At 76.7% G+C, this 16,745-nt stretch carries 11 protein-coding genes; 6 read left to right on the top strand and 5 right to left on the bottom strand.

The window, feature by feature from the left end; all coding sequences use genetic code 11:
* Window positions 1–55: 55 nt before the first annotated feature.
* The 3 genes from BLR12_RS01650 to BLR12_RS01640 form a co-directional block, all read right to left on the bottom strand.
* Complete coding sequence (locus tag BLR12_RS01650) at window positions 56–1,537, bottom strand: lipopolysaccharide biosynthesis protein (RefSeq protein ID WP_091372589.1); 1,482 nt, start codon at window positions 1,535–1,537, stop codon at window positions 56–58.
* Window positions 1,521–2,507 carry a glycosyltransferase family 2 protein gene (locus BLR12_RS01645; RefSeq protein WP_218120497.1) on the bottom strand — a complete coding sequence of 329 codons (987 nt, stop codon included), beginning with the start codon at window positions 2,505–2,507 and terminating at the stop codon, window positions 1,521–1,523. The genes BLR12_RS01650 and BLR12_RS01645 overlap by 17 nt, the downstream gene beginning before the upstream one ends.
* Before the next feature lie 64 nt (window positions 2,508–2,571).
* A complete protein-coding gene (locus BLR12_RS01640; protein ID WP_091372586.1) occupies window positions 2,572–4,962 on the bottom strand; it encodes a YveK family protein in 2,391 nt (796 codons plus the stop codon).
* 244 nt (window positions 4,963–5,206) lie between these two features.
* On the opposite strand from BLR12_RS01640, the gene BLR12_RS01635 reads away from it, so the two are divergent.
* The 6 genes from BLR12_RS01635 (at window position 5,207) to mfd (ending at window position 13,120) form a co-directional block, all read left to right on the top strand.
* On the top strand, window positions 5,207–6,652 hold the full coding sequence (locus tag BLR12_RS01635) for a tyrosine-protein kinase domain-containing protein (protein ID WP_176832302.1): 1,446 nt from the start codon (window positions 5,207–5,209) through the stop codon (window positions 6,650–6,652).
* Window positions 6,653–6,660: 8 nt separating this feature from the next.
* A complete protein-coding gene (locus tag BLR12_RS01630; protein WP_218120496.1) occupies window positions 6,661–7,227 on the top strand; it encodes an arsenate reductase/protein-tyrosine-phosphatase family protein in 567 nt (188 codons plus the stop codon).
* A gap of 137 nt (window positions 7,228–7,364) precedes the next feature.
* Window positions 7,365–7,838, top strand: a complete 474-nt coding sequence (locus BLR12_RS01625; RefSeq protein WP_091372578.1) for an FAD synthase family protein — start codon at window positions 7,365–7,367, stop codon at window positions 7,836–7,838.
* Window positions 7,835–8,665, top strand: a complete 831-nt coding sequence (locus BLR12_RS01620; protein WP_091372575.1) for a polysaccharide deacetylase family protein — start codon at window positions 7,835–7,837, stop codon at window positions 8,663–8,665. The genes BLR12_RS01625 and BLR12_RS01620 overlap by 4 nt, the downstream gene beginning before the upstream one ends.
* A complete protein-coding gene (locus BLR12_RS01615) occupies window positions 8,662–9,432 on the top strand; it encodes a hypothetical protein (RefSeq protein ID WP_091372572.1) in 771 nt (256 codons plus the stop codon). Before BLR12_RS01620 ends, BLR12_RS01615 begins: the two co-directional genes overlap by 4 nt.
* Before the next feature lie 121 nt (window positions 9,433–9,553).
* Window positions 9,554–13,120 carry a transcription-repair coupling factor gene (gene mfd / locus BLR12_RS01610; protein WP_091372569.1) on the top strand — a complete coding sequence of 1,189 codons (3,567 nt, stop codon included), beginning with the start codon at window positions 9,554–9,556 and terminating at the stop codon, window positions 13,118–13,120.
* 9 nt (window positions 13,121–13,129) lie between these two features.
* On the opposite strand, the gene BLR12_RS01605 is transcribed toward mfd, so the two are convergent.
* Both BLR12_RS01605 and BLR12_RS01600 read right to left on the bottom strand, forming a co-directional pair.
* Entirely contained in the window at window positions 13,130–16,027 is a 2,898-nt protein-coding gene (locus tag BLR12_RS01605; RefSeq protein ID WP_091372567.1) for an acetoacetate--CoA ligase, read from the bottom strand.
* Window positions 16,024–16,686: a 4'-phosphopantetheinyl transferase family protein gene (locus tag BLR12_RS01600; RefSeq protein WP_091372564.1), complete on the bottom strand. Its 663-nt coding sequence runs from the start codon at window positions 16,684–16,686 to the stop codon at window positions 16,024–16,026. Before BLR12_RS01600 ends, BLR12_RS01605 begins: the two co-directional genes overlap by 4 nt.
* Window positions 16,687–16,745: the final 59 nt, after the last annotated feature.

Genomic DNA, 16,745 nt, shown 5'->3' with positions numbered 1-16,745 from the left:
ACGATCCTGCCCCCGGCCCCGCGAGGGCCGGGGGCACGATCGTGTCCGGTGCCGGTCAGCCCCGGCGCGCCACCATCTGCCGGCCCCAGGCCACGACGCCGGCCAGATCCCGCCGGACCACCGGCACCAGCGCGGCCAGGCCGTAGGCCGCCAGCCCCGCGAGGAGCCCGGCGGCGAGCCGGCCGGCCGAGGGCCAGCCGGCGGTCAGCTGGGTGGCGGCCAGGCAGGCCGACCCCGCGGTGACCGCGCACGCCGTGACCCGTAGGGCACCCAGGTACAGGTCGCGGACCGGCAGCACCGTGACCCGCGAGAGCCACCACAGCGACAGCGGCCACTCGAGCAGCGCCGCGGTCGCGTAGCCGGCGGCCACCCCGACGACGCCGAACAGGCTGCCGGCGCCGATGCAGGCGGCGCTGAGCACCAGCGTGACCACCGTGTACCGGAAGAGCGCACCGGACAGCCCGCGGGACAGGTAGACCCACAGGCCCACGAAGGAGAGCGTCTGGGCGCTGCCGGCCACGGCGAGCAGCGCCAGCACGGGGGCCACCTGTGCCCAGCGGTCGCCCAGCAGCAGGTCGACGAGGGGGCCGGCCGCACCGGCGGCCAGCGCCATCCCGGCCACCAGGGAGAACCCGAGTGCCAGCTGGCTGCGCCGCAGGTACTCGCCGGACCGCTCGAGGTCGTCCTGGAGCCGGGACAGCACGGGGACGGCGACCGTCGTCGCCGGTGAGCGCAGCTGGTTGAGCGGGGTCATCAGCAACTGGAAACCCCGGTTGTAGATGCCCAGGGCGGCTGGGCCGGCGGTGAGGCCCAGCACCAGGTTGTCCAGGTTGTTGCCGACGTAGTACACCAGCTGGGTGCCGGTGAGGCCGCTGCCGAAGCGCACCAGCGGCCACAGGCCCACACCCCGCCGCGGCCGCCCCGGCACCCAGCGCCCGAGGGCGACCACGAGCACGAGTGCCACGGCACCCTGGGTGAGCTGCTGGGCGACCAGCGCCCAGTACCCGGCGCCGGCCACGGCTGCGGTGACCGCCACGCCGAAGGCGACCAGCTGGGCGCCCAGGTCGACGCCGGCCACGGCCCCGAAACGCAGCTCACGGATCAGGCCGGCGCGGTACTGGGCGGCCAGCCCGTTGAGCAGGAAGGTCGACGACAGCCAGCGGACGATGTCGGCGAGCTCCGGCTCCCCGAAGGCCGCCGCCACCGACCCGGAGGCCAGCAGCGCCACCGCGGCCAGCGCCGTCCCCGCTGCGACGTTGAGCCAGAACAGGCCGTCCCGTTGCCGGGTGGTCAGGTCCGGGGTGCGGATGGCCGCGGTCGACAGGCCCAGGTCGCGGAAGACCTCGCCGATGCCCACGACCACCAGGCCCACCGCGAGCAGGCCGTAGTCCGCGGGACCCAGCAGCCGGGCGAGGACGGCGACCGAGGCCAGCTGCAGCAGGATCCGCGCCCCCTGGCCGGCCAGCGTGACGCCCGCCCCGCGCGCTGCGACCCGGCCCAGGTCGGTCCGCGCGGGCGGGTCAGCGACCGCTGACACGGGACCGCTGCTCGACCGGGGTTCCCGTGGCGACGCGGGCGTACTCGCCGGGGACGAAGCCGACGGCGCCGACGACCAGGCCGGCGTAGGCGGCCAGCGTGCCCACCGCCGCACCGCGCGCGGCGGCGTCCCGGCGGGCTACGGCGACGGCGAGCGCCCCGGCCGCGAGCGCCACGCGCACCGCCGCCTTGGCGAGGATCCCGGCGCGCGTGCGCAGTCGGCCGGCAGCCCCGGCGGCCAGGGACACCTCCGCGCGGCTCCAGGAGCCGGCCGAGCGGAAGCAGCGCCGCAGCACCCACGCGCGCGTGACCCGGTCGGCCGGCACGGACTCGACGGCCTCCGCCTCGTCGCACCAGCGCAGCTCGCCGCCCCGGTGCACCAGCTGGTGGGTGAACAGGGTGTCCTCGCCGCCGGTGAGCCCCAGCCGCTCGTCGAAGGTCAGCCCGAGCTCGCGGACCTGGCGGACGTCGAGCAGCAGGTTCCCCGCGCCTGCCCCGCCCAGCAGCGCGCCGGTGACCTCCCGGCGCCGGTCGAAGACGCCCGTGCCGGCCACCCAGGCGCTCGCCGGGGCCAGCAGCCGCGCCGAGACCGGACCCGCGACGGCGGCGCAGCCCCAGGTGCGCCAGCTGCCGACCAGCTGCGCGAGCCACCCGGCGGAGGGCAGCTCGTCGTCGTCGATGAAGACCAGGACGTCGGCCCCGGAGGCCTCGGCCAGCGCGCGGTTGCGGGCCGCGGAGATGCCCGGCCGGGGCTCGTGCGCGTACCGGACGCCGTGCCCGGCCCAGCGGAGCACGACGCCGGCCGCGCTGCCGTCGGGGTCGTTGTCCACGACGAGCACCTCCGCACGGGGAGCCACGGTCGCGGCCTGGGCCACCAGCTCGGCCAGCAGCGGTGGCAGCAGCTGCGTGCGCCGGTAGGTCAGCACGGCGACGACCGTGCCGCCCCCGGTGCCGTGTCCGGACACGCCCACCTCCCCGTCCTCCGCAGCCGTCACGCCACCCGCTCCACCCGTTGCGCCGGCCGCGACCGGGCGGTCACGTGCGGACCAGCGACGTCTGCGCCCGGCCGGGGTCCGCCGCGGCGTCGGGCGGGCCGTCGTCAGGGCGGGTGACGCGGGGACGGCGCGGCAGCAGGAGGAGCCCCAGGGCCAGGGTGATGGTGTCCGCGTTGCTCGCCATGGGGCCGAAGGCCAGGCCCCAGAGCGCCATCGGCGCGAGGAGGCACGCCAGGCCGGAGGCCTGCCGCCGGCCGAGCCGGTCGGCCAGCCCGACGACCACGAGGGCGCCCATGACGAGCCCCAGGAGGACGCCCGCCGGCCCGAGGGACGCCCACAGGTCGGCGACGATCGCGTGCAGCTCCACCCCGCCCGCGAGCAGGTAGTTCTGGACGTAGCTCTCGGCCGTCGGGATGTTCGTGACCGCGATGCCGGCCCTGGCGACCAGCAGGTCGTCCCCGTTGGGCACGGTCCCGAGCCCGAAGCCGAACGGGTGCGTGTGGGCCAGCGCCCAGGTGACCGTCCACTCCGGACGGCCCCCGAGGAGCAGCGAACCGGACTGCGCGATCTGGGTGGCCGTCCGCTGCTGGATCTCGGTGCCCAGCGCCCCGGCCAGCATCAGCTCGGTGAGCAGCCGGTAGCCGCCGGCGCCCAGCACGCCGATCACGGGCAGGGCGAGCCACCGTCGTCCCCGGTGCACGGGACGGTCCCGCCCGGGGCGCTGCTGCCAGAGGACCAGCGCGGCGGCCACCACGCAGAACCCGAAGGCGCTGCGGGCGTCGTTGGTGACGTTGAGCAGGCCCAGCACGGCCAGGACGGCGACGGTGGGAGCCGGCTTCCCCCAGCGGACGGCGAGCGCCACCCCGATCACCATCAGCGGGGACGACAGCTGGAACTTCCAGACGTTCTCCGCGCCCGACCCCTCGAGGACCTCGGTGGCCAGCATGGCCAGGCCGAAGACCACGCCCAGCACGGGCACCGGCAGCACGCCGCGGGCCCAGAGGAGCACGCCCACCCCACCCACCATGGCCAGGACCGTCGAGGTGGTCGCGGACGCCGTGTGCAGGACGAACCCGTGGTCGTCGGCGAACGACCACGCGAGCAGGGCTCCGGACAGCAGGCCCACGCCGGTCGAGGCGAGCAGCAGCGGCAGGCCCCGGTGCCGGCGGACCAGCGGCAGCCAGAGCGGCAGCAGGGCCACCGCCGCGAGGAGCCCCGTGGTGAGGCCCATCGGGAGCGAGCGGGTGAACCCGACCATGGCGACGGCCAGCACCGCGACGGCCTGGGGAGCCACCGGGGCGCGGCCGGCGGGCGCGGGGACCGAGGTGCCGGTCCGGCTGTCGATCCGCCAGGTCGCGTCCCCGCGGGCACCCGCGACCAGCAGCGCCCGCCACCGGCCCCCCGGAGGCAGCAGCCCGTCGACGGCCACGCCGGCGAGCTGGGCCCCGGACGCGCGGACGGCCGCGAGCGTGGCGGTGAGGTCCGCGGCCGTGGTGCGTCGCCCGTCGGCGACCACGAGCACCCGGTCGAACCCTGCCGCGGAGAGCGCACGGGGCGAGTCGAGGGCGACCACGTCCAGGCCGCGGGCGGTGAGCTCGCCGGCCAGTGACGTCGTGGCTGCGGCCGCGCCGACGAGCGCCACGCGCTGTGCGGCTCCGTCGTCGGAGGCGAGCCGGAGGGTCCACCGCAGCCGGGCCAGCTCCTCGGCCCGCTGGGGGAGGCCGCCGGACAGCCACCGTGCGGGACGGCGCTGCCCGGGCGGGAGGTCGGCGGGCAGCAGCCCGAGCACGGGCGCCGCGGTCAGACGGGCGACGTCGCCGCGCCCACGCACCCGCGGGCGGGCCAGTTCGGTCAGGCCGGCGGCCAGGCCGGCCGCGCCGGCCCCGGCGAGCGCCCCGAGCACGACCAGGACGGAGACCGGACGGGACGCCGGGACGGGCGCGGCGGCGTCGCGCACCGGCGTCACGCGCAGCAGCGACCCGTCGGTGCCGGGGAAGAGCAGGTCGGCGCGGCGCGCCACCTCGGCACCGACCTCCTGGACGACGGCGGCCGCCTCGGCCGGCGTGGCGCGGGTGGCGGAGACCTGCAGCACGCTCGTGCCGCTCCCGGTGGTGACCTCGAGGCCGGCCGCCAGCGCGGCGGGGGAGTCGGCCAGCCCGAGCGTGGCGGCCACCCGGGTGAGCACCGACGAGGACGACGCCAGCTCCGCGACCGAGGGCAGGACCGTCGTGCGCACCTCGGCGGCGGAGGAGGGGTCCTCGGGGTCCTCGACGACCGCGGCGTCGACGTACAGCGCGACACGCGCCTGGTAGGCGGTCGGGGTGAGCAGTCCGGCGGTGGCGGCGAGCAGCAGGCCGACGGCGGCGCCGGCCACCACCCAGACCCAGCGCCCGGTGATCGCCCGGACGTAGTCCCTCAGCTCCACGGTCACCCCCCTCCTGACGTCCGGCGGTCATCTTGACCCCGGCTCGCGGCCATCCGGCCGGTCCGGCGCAGATCGGGGCCCGGGCATGACCCCATCGGGTGGCACCGGCCGGGCAGCACCTTTCCGCGGCCCTCGCCAGCAGCACACTGCCGGTCGAGGAACCCTCGTCCGGCGCACCACCGGACGGGCCGACGTGGTCCCCGGACGGCAGCACCGCTGCGCCCGCGGAGACAGACGAGGAGTGCCAGCCGTGAACACCCGTGGGCCGTTGCAGGTGCTCCGCCGTCGGTGGATCGCGATCCTCGGCGTGACCGTCGTCGGCCTGCTCGGCGGCCTGGTGTACGCGTGGACCGCACCGGTCACCTACCAGTCCACGGCCGGGTCCTTCTTCTCCCTGGTGTCCGGGGACTCGGCCTCGGACCTGGTGCAGGGCTCCACCTACGCGCAGAACCAGGTCGAGTCCTTCGCCCAGCTGGCCGTCACCCCCGAGGTGCTGCAGCCGGTCGTCGACGAGCTCGGCCTGCCCGAGAGCCCGGCCGAGCTGGCCCGCAGGGTGGAGGTCACCGTGCCCACCAGCACGGTCATCGTCGAGGTGACGGTGATCGACGGCTCCGCCGAGCGCAGCGCGACGCTCGCCAACGCGGTGATCTCCTCGCTGGCCGACGTCGTCGAGCGGATCGCCCCGCAGGACGCGGCCGGCAACCCGACCGTCGTCGCCACCACGGTGTCGCCCGCGGAGGTGCCCTCCGGCGCCGCGTCGCCGGACCTGCCGCTGGCCCTGGCGGCCGGGTTGGTCGCCGGCCTGCTCGCCGGGGTCGGCCTGGGCTGGTCGCGCGAGGCCCTCGACACCCACGTCCGCGACGCGGAGGTGGTGGCGGAGCTGACCGACCTCCCCGTCCTCGGCAACGTGCCCGGCTGGCCGGCGGACACCGGTCGGGTCGTGGTGGCCGCCGCGCCGTACAGCCAGGCGGCGGAGAGCTTCCGCCAGCTGCGGACCAACCTGGCGTTCCTCCGCGTCGTCGGTGACACCGCGAGGGACGGCGGCGGCGCCCACGTGGTGGCCGTGACGTCCTCGCTCTCGGGCGAGGGCAAGTCGACGGTCTCGGCCAACCTGGCCACGACCCTGGCCGAGACCGGGGCGCGGGTCCTCCTCGTGGACGCCGACCTGCGCCGCCCGACGGTGGCCGACGTGCTCGGCATCGAGGGCGCCGTCGGCCTGACCACCGTGCTGGCCGGACACGCCGACGTGGACGACGTGGTCCAGGAGTGGGGCGGGGCGGGGCTGTCCGTGCTGCCGTCGGGGCCGGTGCCGCCCAACCCGGCGGAGCTGCTGAGCTCGCCGGCGATGCGCTCCCTGCTGGCCGACCTGCGCACCAGGTACGACCACGTCGTCGTGGACACCACGCCGGTCCTCCCGGTGGCCGACGCCAGCGTCCTGTCCCGGGTCGTCGACGGGGTCGTCGTGGTGGCCGATGTGCGCCGGGTCCGCCGGCGTCAGCTGTCCCAGGGCCTGGGTGACCTGGCTCAGGTCTCCGCCCCCGTGCTCGGCGTGGTCCTCAACCGCGTCCGCCGGGACGAGGAGTCCTACACCTACGGGCGCAGCGAGAGCGTCGCCGACCCGGCCGTCCCCGACGTGCCGGCTCCTCGCGGCCGGTCCGGTGACACCCGGACGGCCGGCGCCCCGCCGGTCGGGTGAGCGGGCCGGTGGCAGCTCCGCTGCTGGTCGTGTGCACCGGCAACATCTGCCGGTCCCCGGCCGCGGAGCTGCTGTTGCGGGCCGGGCTGGGCGACGCGGGGCCGGCCGTGCTCAGCGCCGGGCTGGCCGCCCGGGCCGGGGAGCCCGTCGCGGCACCGATGGCCCGGCTCCTGACCGCACGTGGTGTCGACCCACGGGGCTTCGTGGCCCGTCAGCTGCAGCTGCCGGTGCTGCGCTCGGCCGGGCTGGTGCTGACCATGACGGCGGGCCAGCGCGCGGCAGTGGTCGACCGCGCTCCGGCGGTCGTCCGGCGCACCTTCACGCTGCGGGAGTTCGCCGAGCTGGCCCGCCTGGGCGCCGACCTGCGCACGGAGCGGGACCCGGCCGCCCGGCTCACCGCCCTGGTCGCCGAGGCCCCCCGGCTGCGCGCCCTGCGCACCGGTCCCCGGGAGGACGACGTCGAGGACCCGTACGGGCGGTCCGAGGACGTCTACACCGGCGCGTTCGGCCGGATCGAGGCCGCCGTCGGCACGCTGCTCGACGTGCTCGTCCCGTCATCTGCTCGCTCAGCGTGACCGACCGGCACCGCGTCGGCCCGGCTGGACAGCGGTCACCGAGGAATGACCCCTTCGGGCGATGACGCTCAGTAGTCGCATCTGGTGCACTGGCCGGCGACATCGGCAGCACGGTCCTGCCACGGGGGGATGCACACATGACGCGAGTCGTCGGGTACGCACCAGGCGCCTACGACCTGTTCCACATCGGCCACCTCAACCTGCTCCGGCACGCGGCCGAGCAGTGCGACCACCTCATCGCCGGCGTCGTCTCCGACGAGGTGCTCGTCCTCACCAAGGGCCGCGCGCCGGTGATCCCGCTGGCCGAGCGGATGGAGATCGTCGGCAACCTGCGCATCGTCGACGAGGTCCACGCCGAGGTGGTCCCCGACAAGATCAGCACGTGGCGCGAGGTCGGCTTCGACGTCATCTTCAAGGGCGACGACTGGCGCGGCACGGAGAAGGGCCTGCGGCTGGAGCGGGACTTCGCCGCGGTCGGCGTCGAGGTCCGCTACTTCCCCTACACGGTGCACACGTCGAGCACGGCCCTGCGCCGGGCGCTGCTCGCCCTCGATTCCGGCCCGGCCCGCGACGGCCGCGCGGCGACCCTGGCCGCCGACGGTCGGCGATGAGCGTCCCGACCGGTGCCGCCGAGCACCTCGACGCCGAGGGACGCCGGCGGGTGCGGATCCCGCCGGTGCTCATGTACCACTCGGTGAGCCCGTCCACCGGACCCGACCCGCACCGGGTCCGGGTCTCCCCGGAGCTGCTGGACCGCCACCTCCGCCTGCTGGGCCGGCTCGGCCTGCGTGGGACCTCGCTGGGCGAGCTGCTCGCAGCCCAGGAGCGGGGCGCCGCGTCCGGGCTGGTCGGGCTCACCTTCGACGACGGCTACGCGGACTTCGCCGAGCACGCGCTCCCCGTCCTGGCCCGGCACCGGGCGACCGCCACCCTGTACGTCGTCGCCGGGTTGGTCGGCGGCCGCAACAGCTGGGACGAGGGCCCGCGGCTGGACCTGCTGGACGCCGACGGCGTGCGGGCCGTGGCCGCGGCCGGGCACGAGGTGGGCAGCCACACGCTCACCCACGCCGACCTCCGCGGCCTCGACGCGGCGACCCTGGCCCACGAGGTCGGCGGCAGCCGCGCGGTGCTGCAGGACGTGCTGCAGGCCGACGTCCCCGGCTTCTGCTACCCGTGGGGCCGCTTCGACGCCGCCGCGGCGGACGCGGTCCGGGCGGCCGGCTACGACCACGCCTGCGTCACCGGTGACCGCCTGCCCGGCGACCGCTTCACCCTGCCGCGCGCCTACGTCGCCCCTGGCGACGGGGCAGCGCTGCTGCTGGCCAGGCTCGCCCGCCACCGCTGGTGGATGCGCGGCGTGGACCCCGCCCCCGCCCGGGGAGAGCGGGCCGAGGAGCCGGGCCCGCGCCGGGGCCGGGCGGGAGAGGGTGGACGGTGACCACGGTCGCGACGGCTCGGCCGGCGGTGCGCACGCGCCTGGGGTCCCTGGGGCCGGTCCCGCTGCTGGCGGCGCTGGTGGCGGTGGACCTGGCGCTCGTCGGCGCCTCCGTCGTCCGCCTGGTCACGGCGGGCCCCAGCCCCACCGACCCGTGGCTGCTGGAGTCCGACGGCGGCTGGGCGGAGTACGCCGGCTACGCCCAGCAGGCCGGGCTCGCGGTGCTGCTGCTGGTGCTGTGCCGGGCCACCCGGCACGCGGTCTGGGCGGCCTACGCCGCGGTCTTCCTGTGCGCGCTCGCCGACGACTCCCTGCGGCTGCACGAGAGCAAGGGCGCGTGGCTGGCCGGGCAGCTGGCGGAGGACCTCTGGTTCCCCGCCGACGGGTTCCTGGGCCTGCGGGCGAACGACCTCGGGGAGCTGCTGGTCTGGGGACTGCTCGCCGCCGTCCCGGTGGCCGCCGCGCTGCTCCTGCACCTGCGCAGCGACCGCTGGAACCGCCGCGCCAGCCTCGGCATGGCGGGTCTCATCGCGGCGTACGTCTTCTTCGGCGCAGTCCTGGACCAGGCCCACGTGCTGTTCCTCGGGGGCTGGTTCGGCGACGTCCTCGGCACGCTGGAGGACGGCGGCGAGCTGCTGGTGCTGAGCACCACCGTGGTCTACGTCGTGGGGCGCCTCGTGGCCGTGCGACGGACCGGTGCGCCGGAGGGGGACGGCGCGGCGGAGCCGGCCGGGCGACGGGCGGTCTCCGCGCCGTCCCCGGCCGCCTGAGCCGGAGGGCGGGCTCCGCGACGGCCCCGCCGGTCCGGCGCCGACGGGACTAACCTGGAGGGCCGGCCCCCCGCGCACCCGGCGCGACGCGTGCGGCCGTCAGACCTCGGGAGACCTGCTCGTGACCCTCCGCGGCGTGCTCGACGTCGTCCTCACCGACCCCGGCATGGCCCGCGTCGTCGCCGCCGCCGGGAACGCGGAGCTGGCGGTCACCGCACCACCGTCCGCCCAGCCGCTGGTGGCCGCCGCCCTGGCGGCTGGGGGCGGGTCTGGCGGGTCGGGTGCAGAGCGCGGGGGTGCGGGCGTGCCCGTCCTCGTCGTGACGGCGGGGGAGCGGGACGCCGACGCCGTCGCCGACCAGCTCCGCTGCTTCCTGCCCGACCGGCGCACCGAGGTGTTCCCGGCCTGGGAGACGCTGCCCCACGAGCGGCTGTCCCCGCGCGCGGACACCGTCGGCTGCCGGCTCGCGGTGCTGCGCGACCTGACCCACCCCGGGCAGAACGGCACCATCGACGTGCTGGTCGCGCCGGTGCGCAGCGTGCTGCAGCCGCTGGCCCCGGGCCTGGGCGACCTGGTCCCGGTGGAGCTCGCGCCGGGCGACACCGCCGAGCTCGACGACGTCGCCCGTGCGCTCGCCGACGCCGCCTACACCCGGGTGGAACTGGTGGAGAAGCGCGGCGAGTTCGCCGTCCGCGGCGGGCTCCTCGACGTCTTCCCGCCCACCGAGCCGCACCCGGTCCGGGTGGAGTTCTGGGGCGACGAGGTCGACGAGCTGCGCTACTTCGCAGCGGCCGACCAGCGCTCCCTCGACGAGCGGCCCGACCGGCTGTGGGCCCCGCCGTGCCGCGAGCTGCTGCTCACCGACGAGGTGCGGGAGCGGGCCGCGGCGCTGGCCGTGGGGCACCCCGGGCTGCTGGAGGTCCTGGGCAGGCTCGCCGAGGGCATCGCGGTCGAGGGCATGGAGTCGCTGACCCCGGCGCTCATCGGCGACGTCCACATGCAGCTGCTCACCGACCTCGTGCCGGCCGGCACGCACGTGCTGGTCTTCGACCCCGAGCGGGTGCGCAGCCGCGCCGCGGACCTGGTGCGCACCGCCGAGGAGTTCCTCGCGGCCTCCTGGGCGACGGCCGCGGAGGCCGGGGAGGCGCCGCTGGACCTCGGTGCGTCGTCCTTCCGCGACCTCGCCGACGTCGAGGCCGCCGCCCGCGGCCGCGGCCTGCCGTGGTGGACGACCGGCGCGTTCACCCTCGCCACGGAGGACGACGACACGCACGTCGCCCTCGACGCGACGACCGTCGAGCGCTTCGCCGGCGACGTGCCGCGTGCCATCGACCAGCTGCGCACCTGGTCCCACGACGGCTGGCGCGTCGTCGTCACCTTCGCCGGGCCCGGTCCCGCACAGCGCGCCGCCGACCAGTTCACCGAGGCCGACCTGGGGGCCCGGCTGGTGCCCGACGTCGCCACCGCGCCCGAGCCGCGGATCGCCCACGTCACCCAGGGCAGCCTGGAGGCCGGGTTCGCCTTCCCGGGTGTGGGCCTGGCGCTGCTCACCGAGCACGACCTCACCGGCCAGCGCGGCACCTCGATGCGCGACGCGGTGAAGATGCCCGCGCGCCGGCGCAACGCCGTCGACCTGGTGCAGCTGCAGCCCGGCGACCTCGTCGTCCACGAGCACCACGGCATCGGCCGCTACATCGAGATGGTCAGCCGCACCGTCAACGGCGGGCAGCGCGACTACCTCATCGTCGAGTACGCGCCGTCCAAGCGGAACCAGCCGCCGGACCGGCTGTTCGTGCCCACCGACGCCCTGGACCAGCTGACCCGCTACGTCGGCGGCGAGGCCCCGGCGCTGTCCAAGCTCGGCGGCGCCGACTGGCAGAAGACCAAGGGGCAGGCCCGCAAGGCGGTCAAGCAGATCGCCGCGGAGCTCATCCGGCTGTACTCGGCGCGGATGGCGACCAAGGGGCACGCGTTCGGCCCGGACACCGTCTGGCAGCGCGAGCTGGAGGACGCCTTCCCGTTCCAGGAGACCCCCGACCAGCTGGCCGCGATCGACGAGGTCAAGACCGACATGCAGCACCCGGTCCCGATGGACCGGATCATCTGCGGCGACGTCGGCTACGGGAAGACCGAGATCGCCGTCCGGGCGGCGTTCAAGGCGGTGCAGGACGGCAAGCAGGTCGCCGTCCTGGTGCCGACGACGCTGCTGGCCAACCAGCACTACAAGACCTTCTCCGAGCGGTTCGCGCAGTTCCCGGTGACGGTGGAGGTGCTCTCCCGCTTCCAGTCCGACGCCGAGTCGCGGGAGGTCCTGCGCCGGCTGGCCGCCGGCGAGGTCGACGTCCTCGTGGGCACCCACCGGCTGCTGCAGCCGACCACCCGGTTCAAGGACCTCGGCCTGGTGATCGTCGACGAGGAGCAGCGCTTCGGGGTCGAGCACAAGGAGTACCTGAAGACCATGCGGACGGCGGTCGACGTCCTGTCGATGTCGGCCACCCCGATCCCGCGCACGCTGGAGATGTCGCTGACCGGCATCCGCGAGATGTCGACGATCCTCACGCCCCCGGAGGAGCGGCACCCGGTGCTGACCTACGTCGGTGCCTGGGACGACAAGCAGATGGCCGCCGCGATCCGCCGCGAGCTGCTGCGCGACGGGCAGGTCTTCGTCATCCACAACCGGGTGCAGTCGATCGACAAGGCCGCGGCGAAGATCCGTCAGCTGGTCCCCGAGGCGCGCGTCGCGGTCGGGCACGGGCAGATGAAGGAGCACGAGCTCGAGCGGATCATGGTCGGCTTCTGGGAGAAGGAGTACGACGTCCTGGTCGCGACGACCATCGTCGAGTCCGGCCTGGACATCCCGAACGCCAACACCCTGATCGTCGACCGCGCCGACACCTTCGGCCTCTCCCAGCTGCACCAGATCCGCGGCCGGGTGGGGCGTGGCCGCGAGCGGGCCTACGCCTACTTCACCTACGACCCGTCGCGGCCGCTGACCGAGACCTCGGTCGACCGGCTGACCACCATCGCGCACAACACCGACCTCGGCGCGGGCATGGCCGTGGCGATGAAGGACCTGGAGATCCGCGGCTCGGGCAACCTGCTCGGCGGCGAGCAGTCCGGGCACATCGCCGGCGTCGGGTTCGACCTGTACGTGCGGCTGGTGGGCGAGGCGGTCACCGACTACCGGGCGCAGCTCGACGGCGAGGAGCCGCCGGCCGAGCCGGCCGACGTCCGGGTGGACCTGCCGGTCGACGCGCACCTGCCGCACGACTACGTGCCCGGCGAGCGGCTGCGGATGGAGGCCTATCGGAAGGTGGCCTCGGTGCAGTCCGACGAGCAGGCGCAGGCGGTGCTCGACGAGCTCACCGACCGCTACGGGACCCCGCCGGCGCCGGTGCTCAACCTGCTGGCCGTGGCCCGCTTCCGGGCCGCGGTGCGGCAGTGGGGCATCACCGAGGTGTCGCTGCAGGGCCGGGCGATCCGGATCAGTCCCGTCCCGCTGCCGGAGTCCAAGCAGATGCGGCTGGCCCGGCTCGCCGACGGCGCCACCTACAAGGCCGCGGCCGACACCATCTCGCTCAAGGTGCCCGTCGGCCCGGACCGGCGCACCCCGCTGCGCGACGTGGCGCTGCTGGACCACCTGCAGTCGCTGCTGACCGCCCTGCTGGCCCAGCCGGTCGCTGCCTAGCCGGACCCCTCACCTCATCGCCGCGGAGACGCGGGCGGCGAGCGTGCCCACGTGCTGCTCGCTGAGCATGCCCACCCGGTCGTCGTCGACGTCGCCGTGGTGACCGGGGACGACGACCACGGTCAGGTCCGCCGCGGCCCGCCGCCAGGCGCCCATGGTGCCGCGGACGCCTGCCCGGGACCCCTCGGCCAGGAAGAACGTGACCGGCGCGGCGACCGGCCCGGGCCGGAACGCCTCGCCGACCGCCTCCGACCGGGCGAAGAACGCCAGCTCGGGGTCGGGCACGGCGACCGGCGCCGGTGCGGTGCCGGCGGGCACCCGGCGCAGCCGGCGGCGCAGCGTCCGGAACCGCCACGTCCAGCGCTGGAGGGCGAGCTCCCGCGGGCCGAGCGCGGCCTGCGGCGGGCGGACGTCGAGCAGGCCCAGCCAGGCGACCGGCTCGCCGGCTGCCTCCAGGGACGTCGCCACCGCGGTCGCCACCAGGCCGCCGAAGGAGTAGCCGACCAGGCTGTACGGGCCCTCGGGCTGCACCTCCCGCAGCCGCTCCAGCGCCCGCGCGGCGACCTCCTCGATCGGGACGTGCTCCCCGTCCGGGCCGGTCAGCCGCGGCTGCAGGCCCAGCACCGGCCGGTCGGTCGCCAGCCGGCCCACCAGCCCGGCGTAGAGGTTGAGCTGCCCCCACGCGTCGGCCACCAGCACGACCGGCCGGCCCGTCCCGGCGCGCAGCACCGTTGCGCCCACGTCGTCCGGTGACCCGGCGGCGGCGACCGCCCGGGCCAGCCCGCGCGGGGTCGGCTGCCCGGCGAACACCGGCAGCGGCACGTCGGCGCCCAGGTCCAGCCGCACCCGCCGCAGCAGGCTCAGCACCTGCCGGGACGTCCCGCCCAGGTCGGCGAAGTCGTCGTCCGGGCCGATGCCGCCGGTACGCAGCACCTCGCTCCACAGGGCGGTGACCGCGTGCAGCAGCGGGTCGCCGTCCGTCGTCCCGGTGTCGGCGGGGGTGGTGCCGGCCGCGGCGACGGCGGCCCGGATCGCCTCCAGGCACGCCGGTGAGCGCAACGCGCTGGCGTTGGCCACCGGGTCGCCGTTGACCGCGTCGCGGGCGGCCCGTTCCGACCGCTTGCCGTTGTGGGTCAGCGGCAGCTCCGGGACGGCGGCCACCAGCGCCGGCACGTGGGCGGCGGAGGCCTGCTCGCGCAGCCGGCGGCGGATCGTGCGGTCCAGGCCGCCGTCGAGCGCGGCCCCCTCGCGCAGGACGACGAGCAGCACCATCCGCGTGGCGCCGGGGCGGTCGGGGTCGCGCTGCTCGACGGCCATGGCGTCGGCGACCTCGGGCAGGCCGCGCAGCACGGCGTAGACCTCGCTCGGCCCGATGCGGACGCCGTCGACGTTGAGGACGCCGTCGGAGCGTCCGTGCAGCCGGGCCGAGCCGTCGGCGTCGATGTCGACGAGGTCGCCGTGGGTCCACATCCCCGGGTGCTCGGCGAAGTAGGACGCGGTGAAGCGGGCGCCGTCGGGGTCGCGGAGGAAGCCCACCGGGCGGGAGGGGAACGGGTTGCGGCAGACCAGCTCGCCGACCGCGCCGACGACCTCGGTGCCGTCCTCGGCGACCGCGGCGACGTCCAGCCCCAGGCTGCGGGCCTGCGCGCGGCCGCGGCGCACCGGCTCTCCCGGGCTGCCCAGGACGAAGCAGCCGATGATGTCGGTACCGCCGGAGATCGACTGCAGCGGCACCGGGCCGACGTGCTCGGCGACCCAGTCGAACTGCCAGTCGTGCAGCACCGCGCCGGTCGAGAGCACCGCGCGCAGGCGGGACAGGTCGACCTCGGCGGCCGGTGCGTAGCCGGCGTCCTGGCACAGCTGCAGGTAGGCCGGGCTGGTGCCGAGGACGGTGACGCCGTGGTCGGCGACCAGCCGCCACAGCGTCTCCGGGCCGGTGACCGGGCCGTCGAAGGTGACCACGTGCGCGCCGACCGCGAGCGCGGACAGCTGCCAGTTCCACATCATCCACGCGGTGGTGGTGTGGAAGTAGAGCGTGTCGGCCGGCGTCAGGTCGCCGTGCAGCCGGTGCTCCTTGACGTGCTCGAGCAGCGTGCCGCCCGCGCCGTGGACCATCGCCTTGGGCGGGCCGGTGGTGCCGGAGGAGAACATGACGAACAGCGGGTGGTCGAACGGCCGGCGCTCCCACGCCGGCGCCGGCCCGGCCCCGGCGACCAGGTCGGCGAGCCGGTCGGCGGGCAGCGCGCCGCCGGGCAGCGGCAGGTCGTCCAGGACGACGAGCCGGCGGGCCGTGGGCAGCCCGGCGACCAGCGCCTCCGCCGTCCCCTCGCCCGTGGCGGCGCGGTCGAGGACGAGCAGCGCCGGCTCGACCTGCTCGAAACGGCCCAGCAGGGCCGGGGCGCCCATGTCCGGCGCGGCGGTGGACACCGCGGCGCCCAGGGCCGCCGCGGCCAGGGCCACGACGATCGTGCCCGCCGCGTGCGGGGCGACGAGCACGAGCCGGTCACCGGCCCGCAGGCCCGCCGCGGCCAGGGCGGCCGCGGTCGCCTCGACCTCGGCGCGCAGCTGCCCGCGGGTCAGCGTGTCGGCCGGGCGGCCGGCGTGCACGGCGGTCACCGCGGGGGCGTCGTCGGGGACGCCGGGCAGCGGCCGCAGCAGCGCCTCGGCGTAGTTCAGCCGGACGTCGGGGAAGAAGCGCGCGCTCCGCACGTCGCCCTCGGTGAGCACGACGTCGGCCGAGCCGGACCAGGGGAGCTCCGTCCAGTCCAGCAGCGTGCGCCAGAAGCGCCCGGGCTGCGCGACGGAGTAGGCGTGCAGGGCGCCGGGGGCGTCCAGCGCGACGCCGGCCGCCTCCTCGCAGCGGGCCCGGAACAGCGCGAGCTGGGGGACGGCGGGGGCGAGCGTCATCTGCGGGTCTCCTCGTCGCGGGCCGCCAGGCTGGCCACCCATCCGTCGGGCACGGGCACGTCCCGGACCGGCCAGCCGGCCACCTCGCCCGCGGTCCGCCCGACGACGGTCACGACGGCCGCCGGGTCGTCGCGCAGGCCGGTCCCGCGGGCCTTGAGGACGGCCTCCTTCTGCGTCCAGGCGCGGGCCACCGCGTCCGGGCGGGCGGCGGGTGGCAGGGCGGTCAGCGCGGCCTGCTCGCTGCCTGCCAGCCAGCGCTCGTCGAGGACGTCCGGCGTCCACGGGGCCACCCGCTCCACGTCCACGCCGACCCGGCAGCCGCGGCCCACGGCGACCAGGCCGAGCCGGCCGTCGGCCGAGCAGCTCGCGTCCAGCCCGGTGGCCGCCGGCAGCTGCGGCCGGCCCGCCGCGGTCGCGGTCAGCGGCACCCGCTCCGGGCGGGTGCCCAGCTCCGCGGCGAGCGCGGTGCGCAGGGCGGCCCGCAGCAGCACCCGGCGCCGGTGGACGGCGGGGGTGCCCCGGCGGGCGCGGGCCCGCTCGGCGGGGGTCAGCAGCGCCTCGGCGCGGGCCAGCGCGTCGCCGTCCGCGGTCAGGTCCACGAGCCCGACCGCGACGTCCGGCCGCGGCGCCGGAGGGGGCGCGGGGACGGTCGGCGGCATGGCGCGATGCTGGCAGCCGGGGCCTCCGCGGGGATCCCTCGTCGGGGGGAGGCGACCGG

The organism is Geodermatophilus sp. DSM 45219 (genome assembly GCF_900104025.1).
Classification (GTDB): domain Bacteria; phylum Actinomycetota; class Actinomycetes; order Mycobacteriales; family Geodermatophilaceae; genus Geodermatophilus.
This window is presented reverse-complemented; position numbering and strand designations above follow the sequence as displayed.

Excerpts from the sequence above, each read along its gene's own strand:
- BLR12_RS01600 (WP_091372564.1), bottom strand. The coding sequence starts at position 16,686 with ATGCCGCCGACCGTCCCCGCGCCCCCTCCGGCGCCGCGGCCGGACGTC.
- BLR12_RS01620 (WP_091372575.1), top strand. The coding sequence starts at position 7,835 with ATGAGCGTCCCGACCGGTGCCGCCGAGCACCTCGACGCCGAGGGACGC.
- BLR12_RS01625 (WP_091372578.1), top strand. The coding sequence starts at position 7,365 with ATGACGCGAGTCGTCGGGTACGCACCAGGCGCCTACGACCTGTTCCAC.
- BLR12_RS01605 (WP_091372567.1), bottom strand. The coding sequence starts at position 16,027 with ATGACGCTCGCCCCCGCCGTCCCCCAGCTCGCGCTGTTCCGGGCCCGC.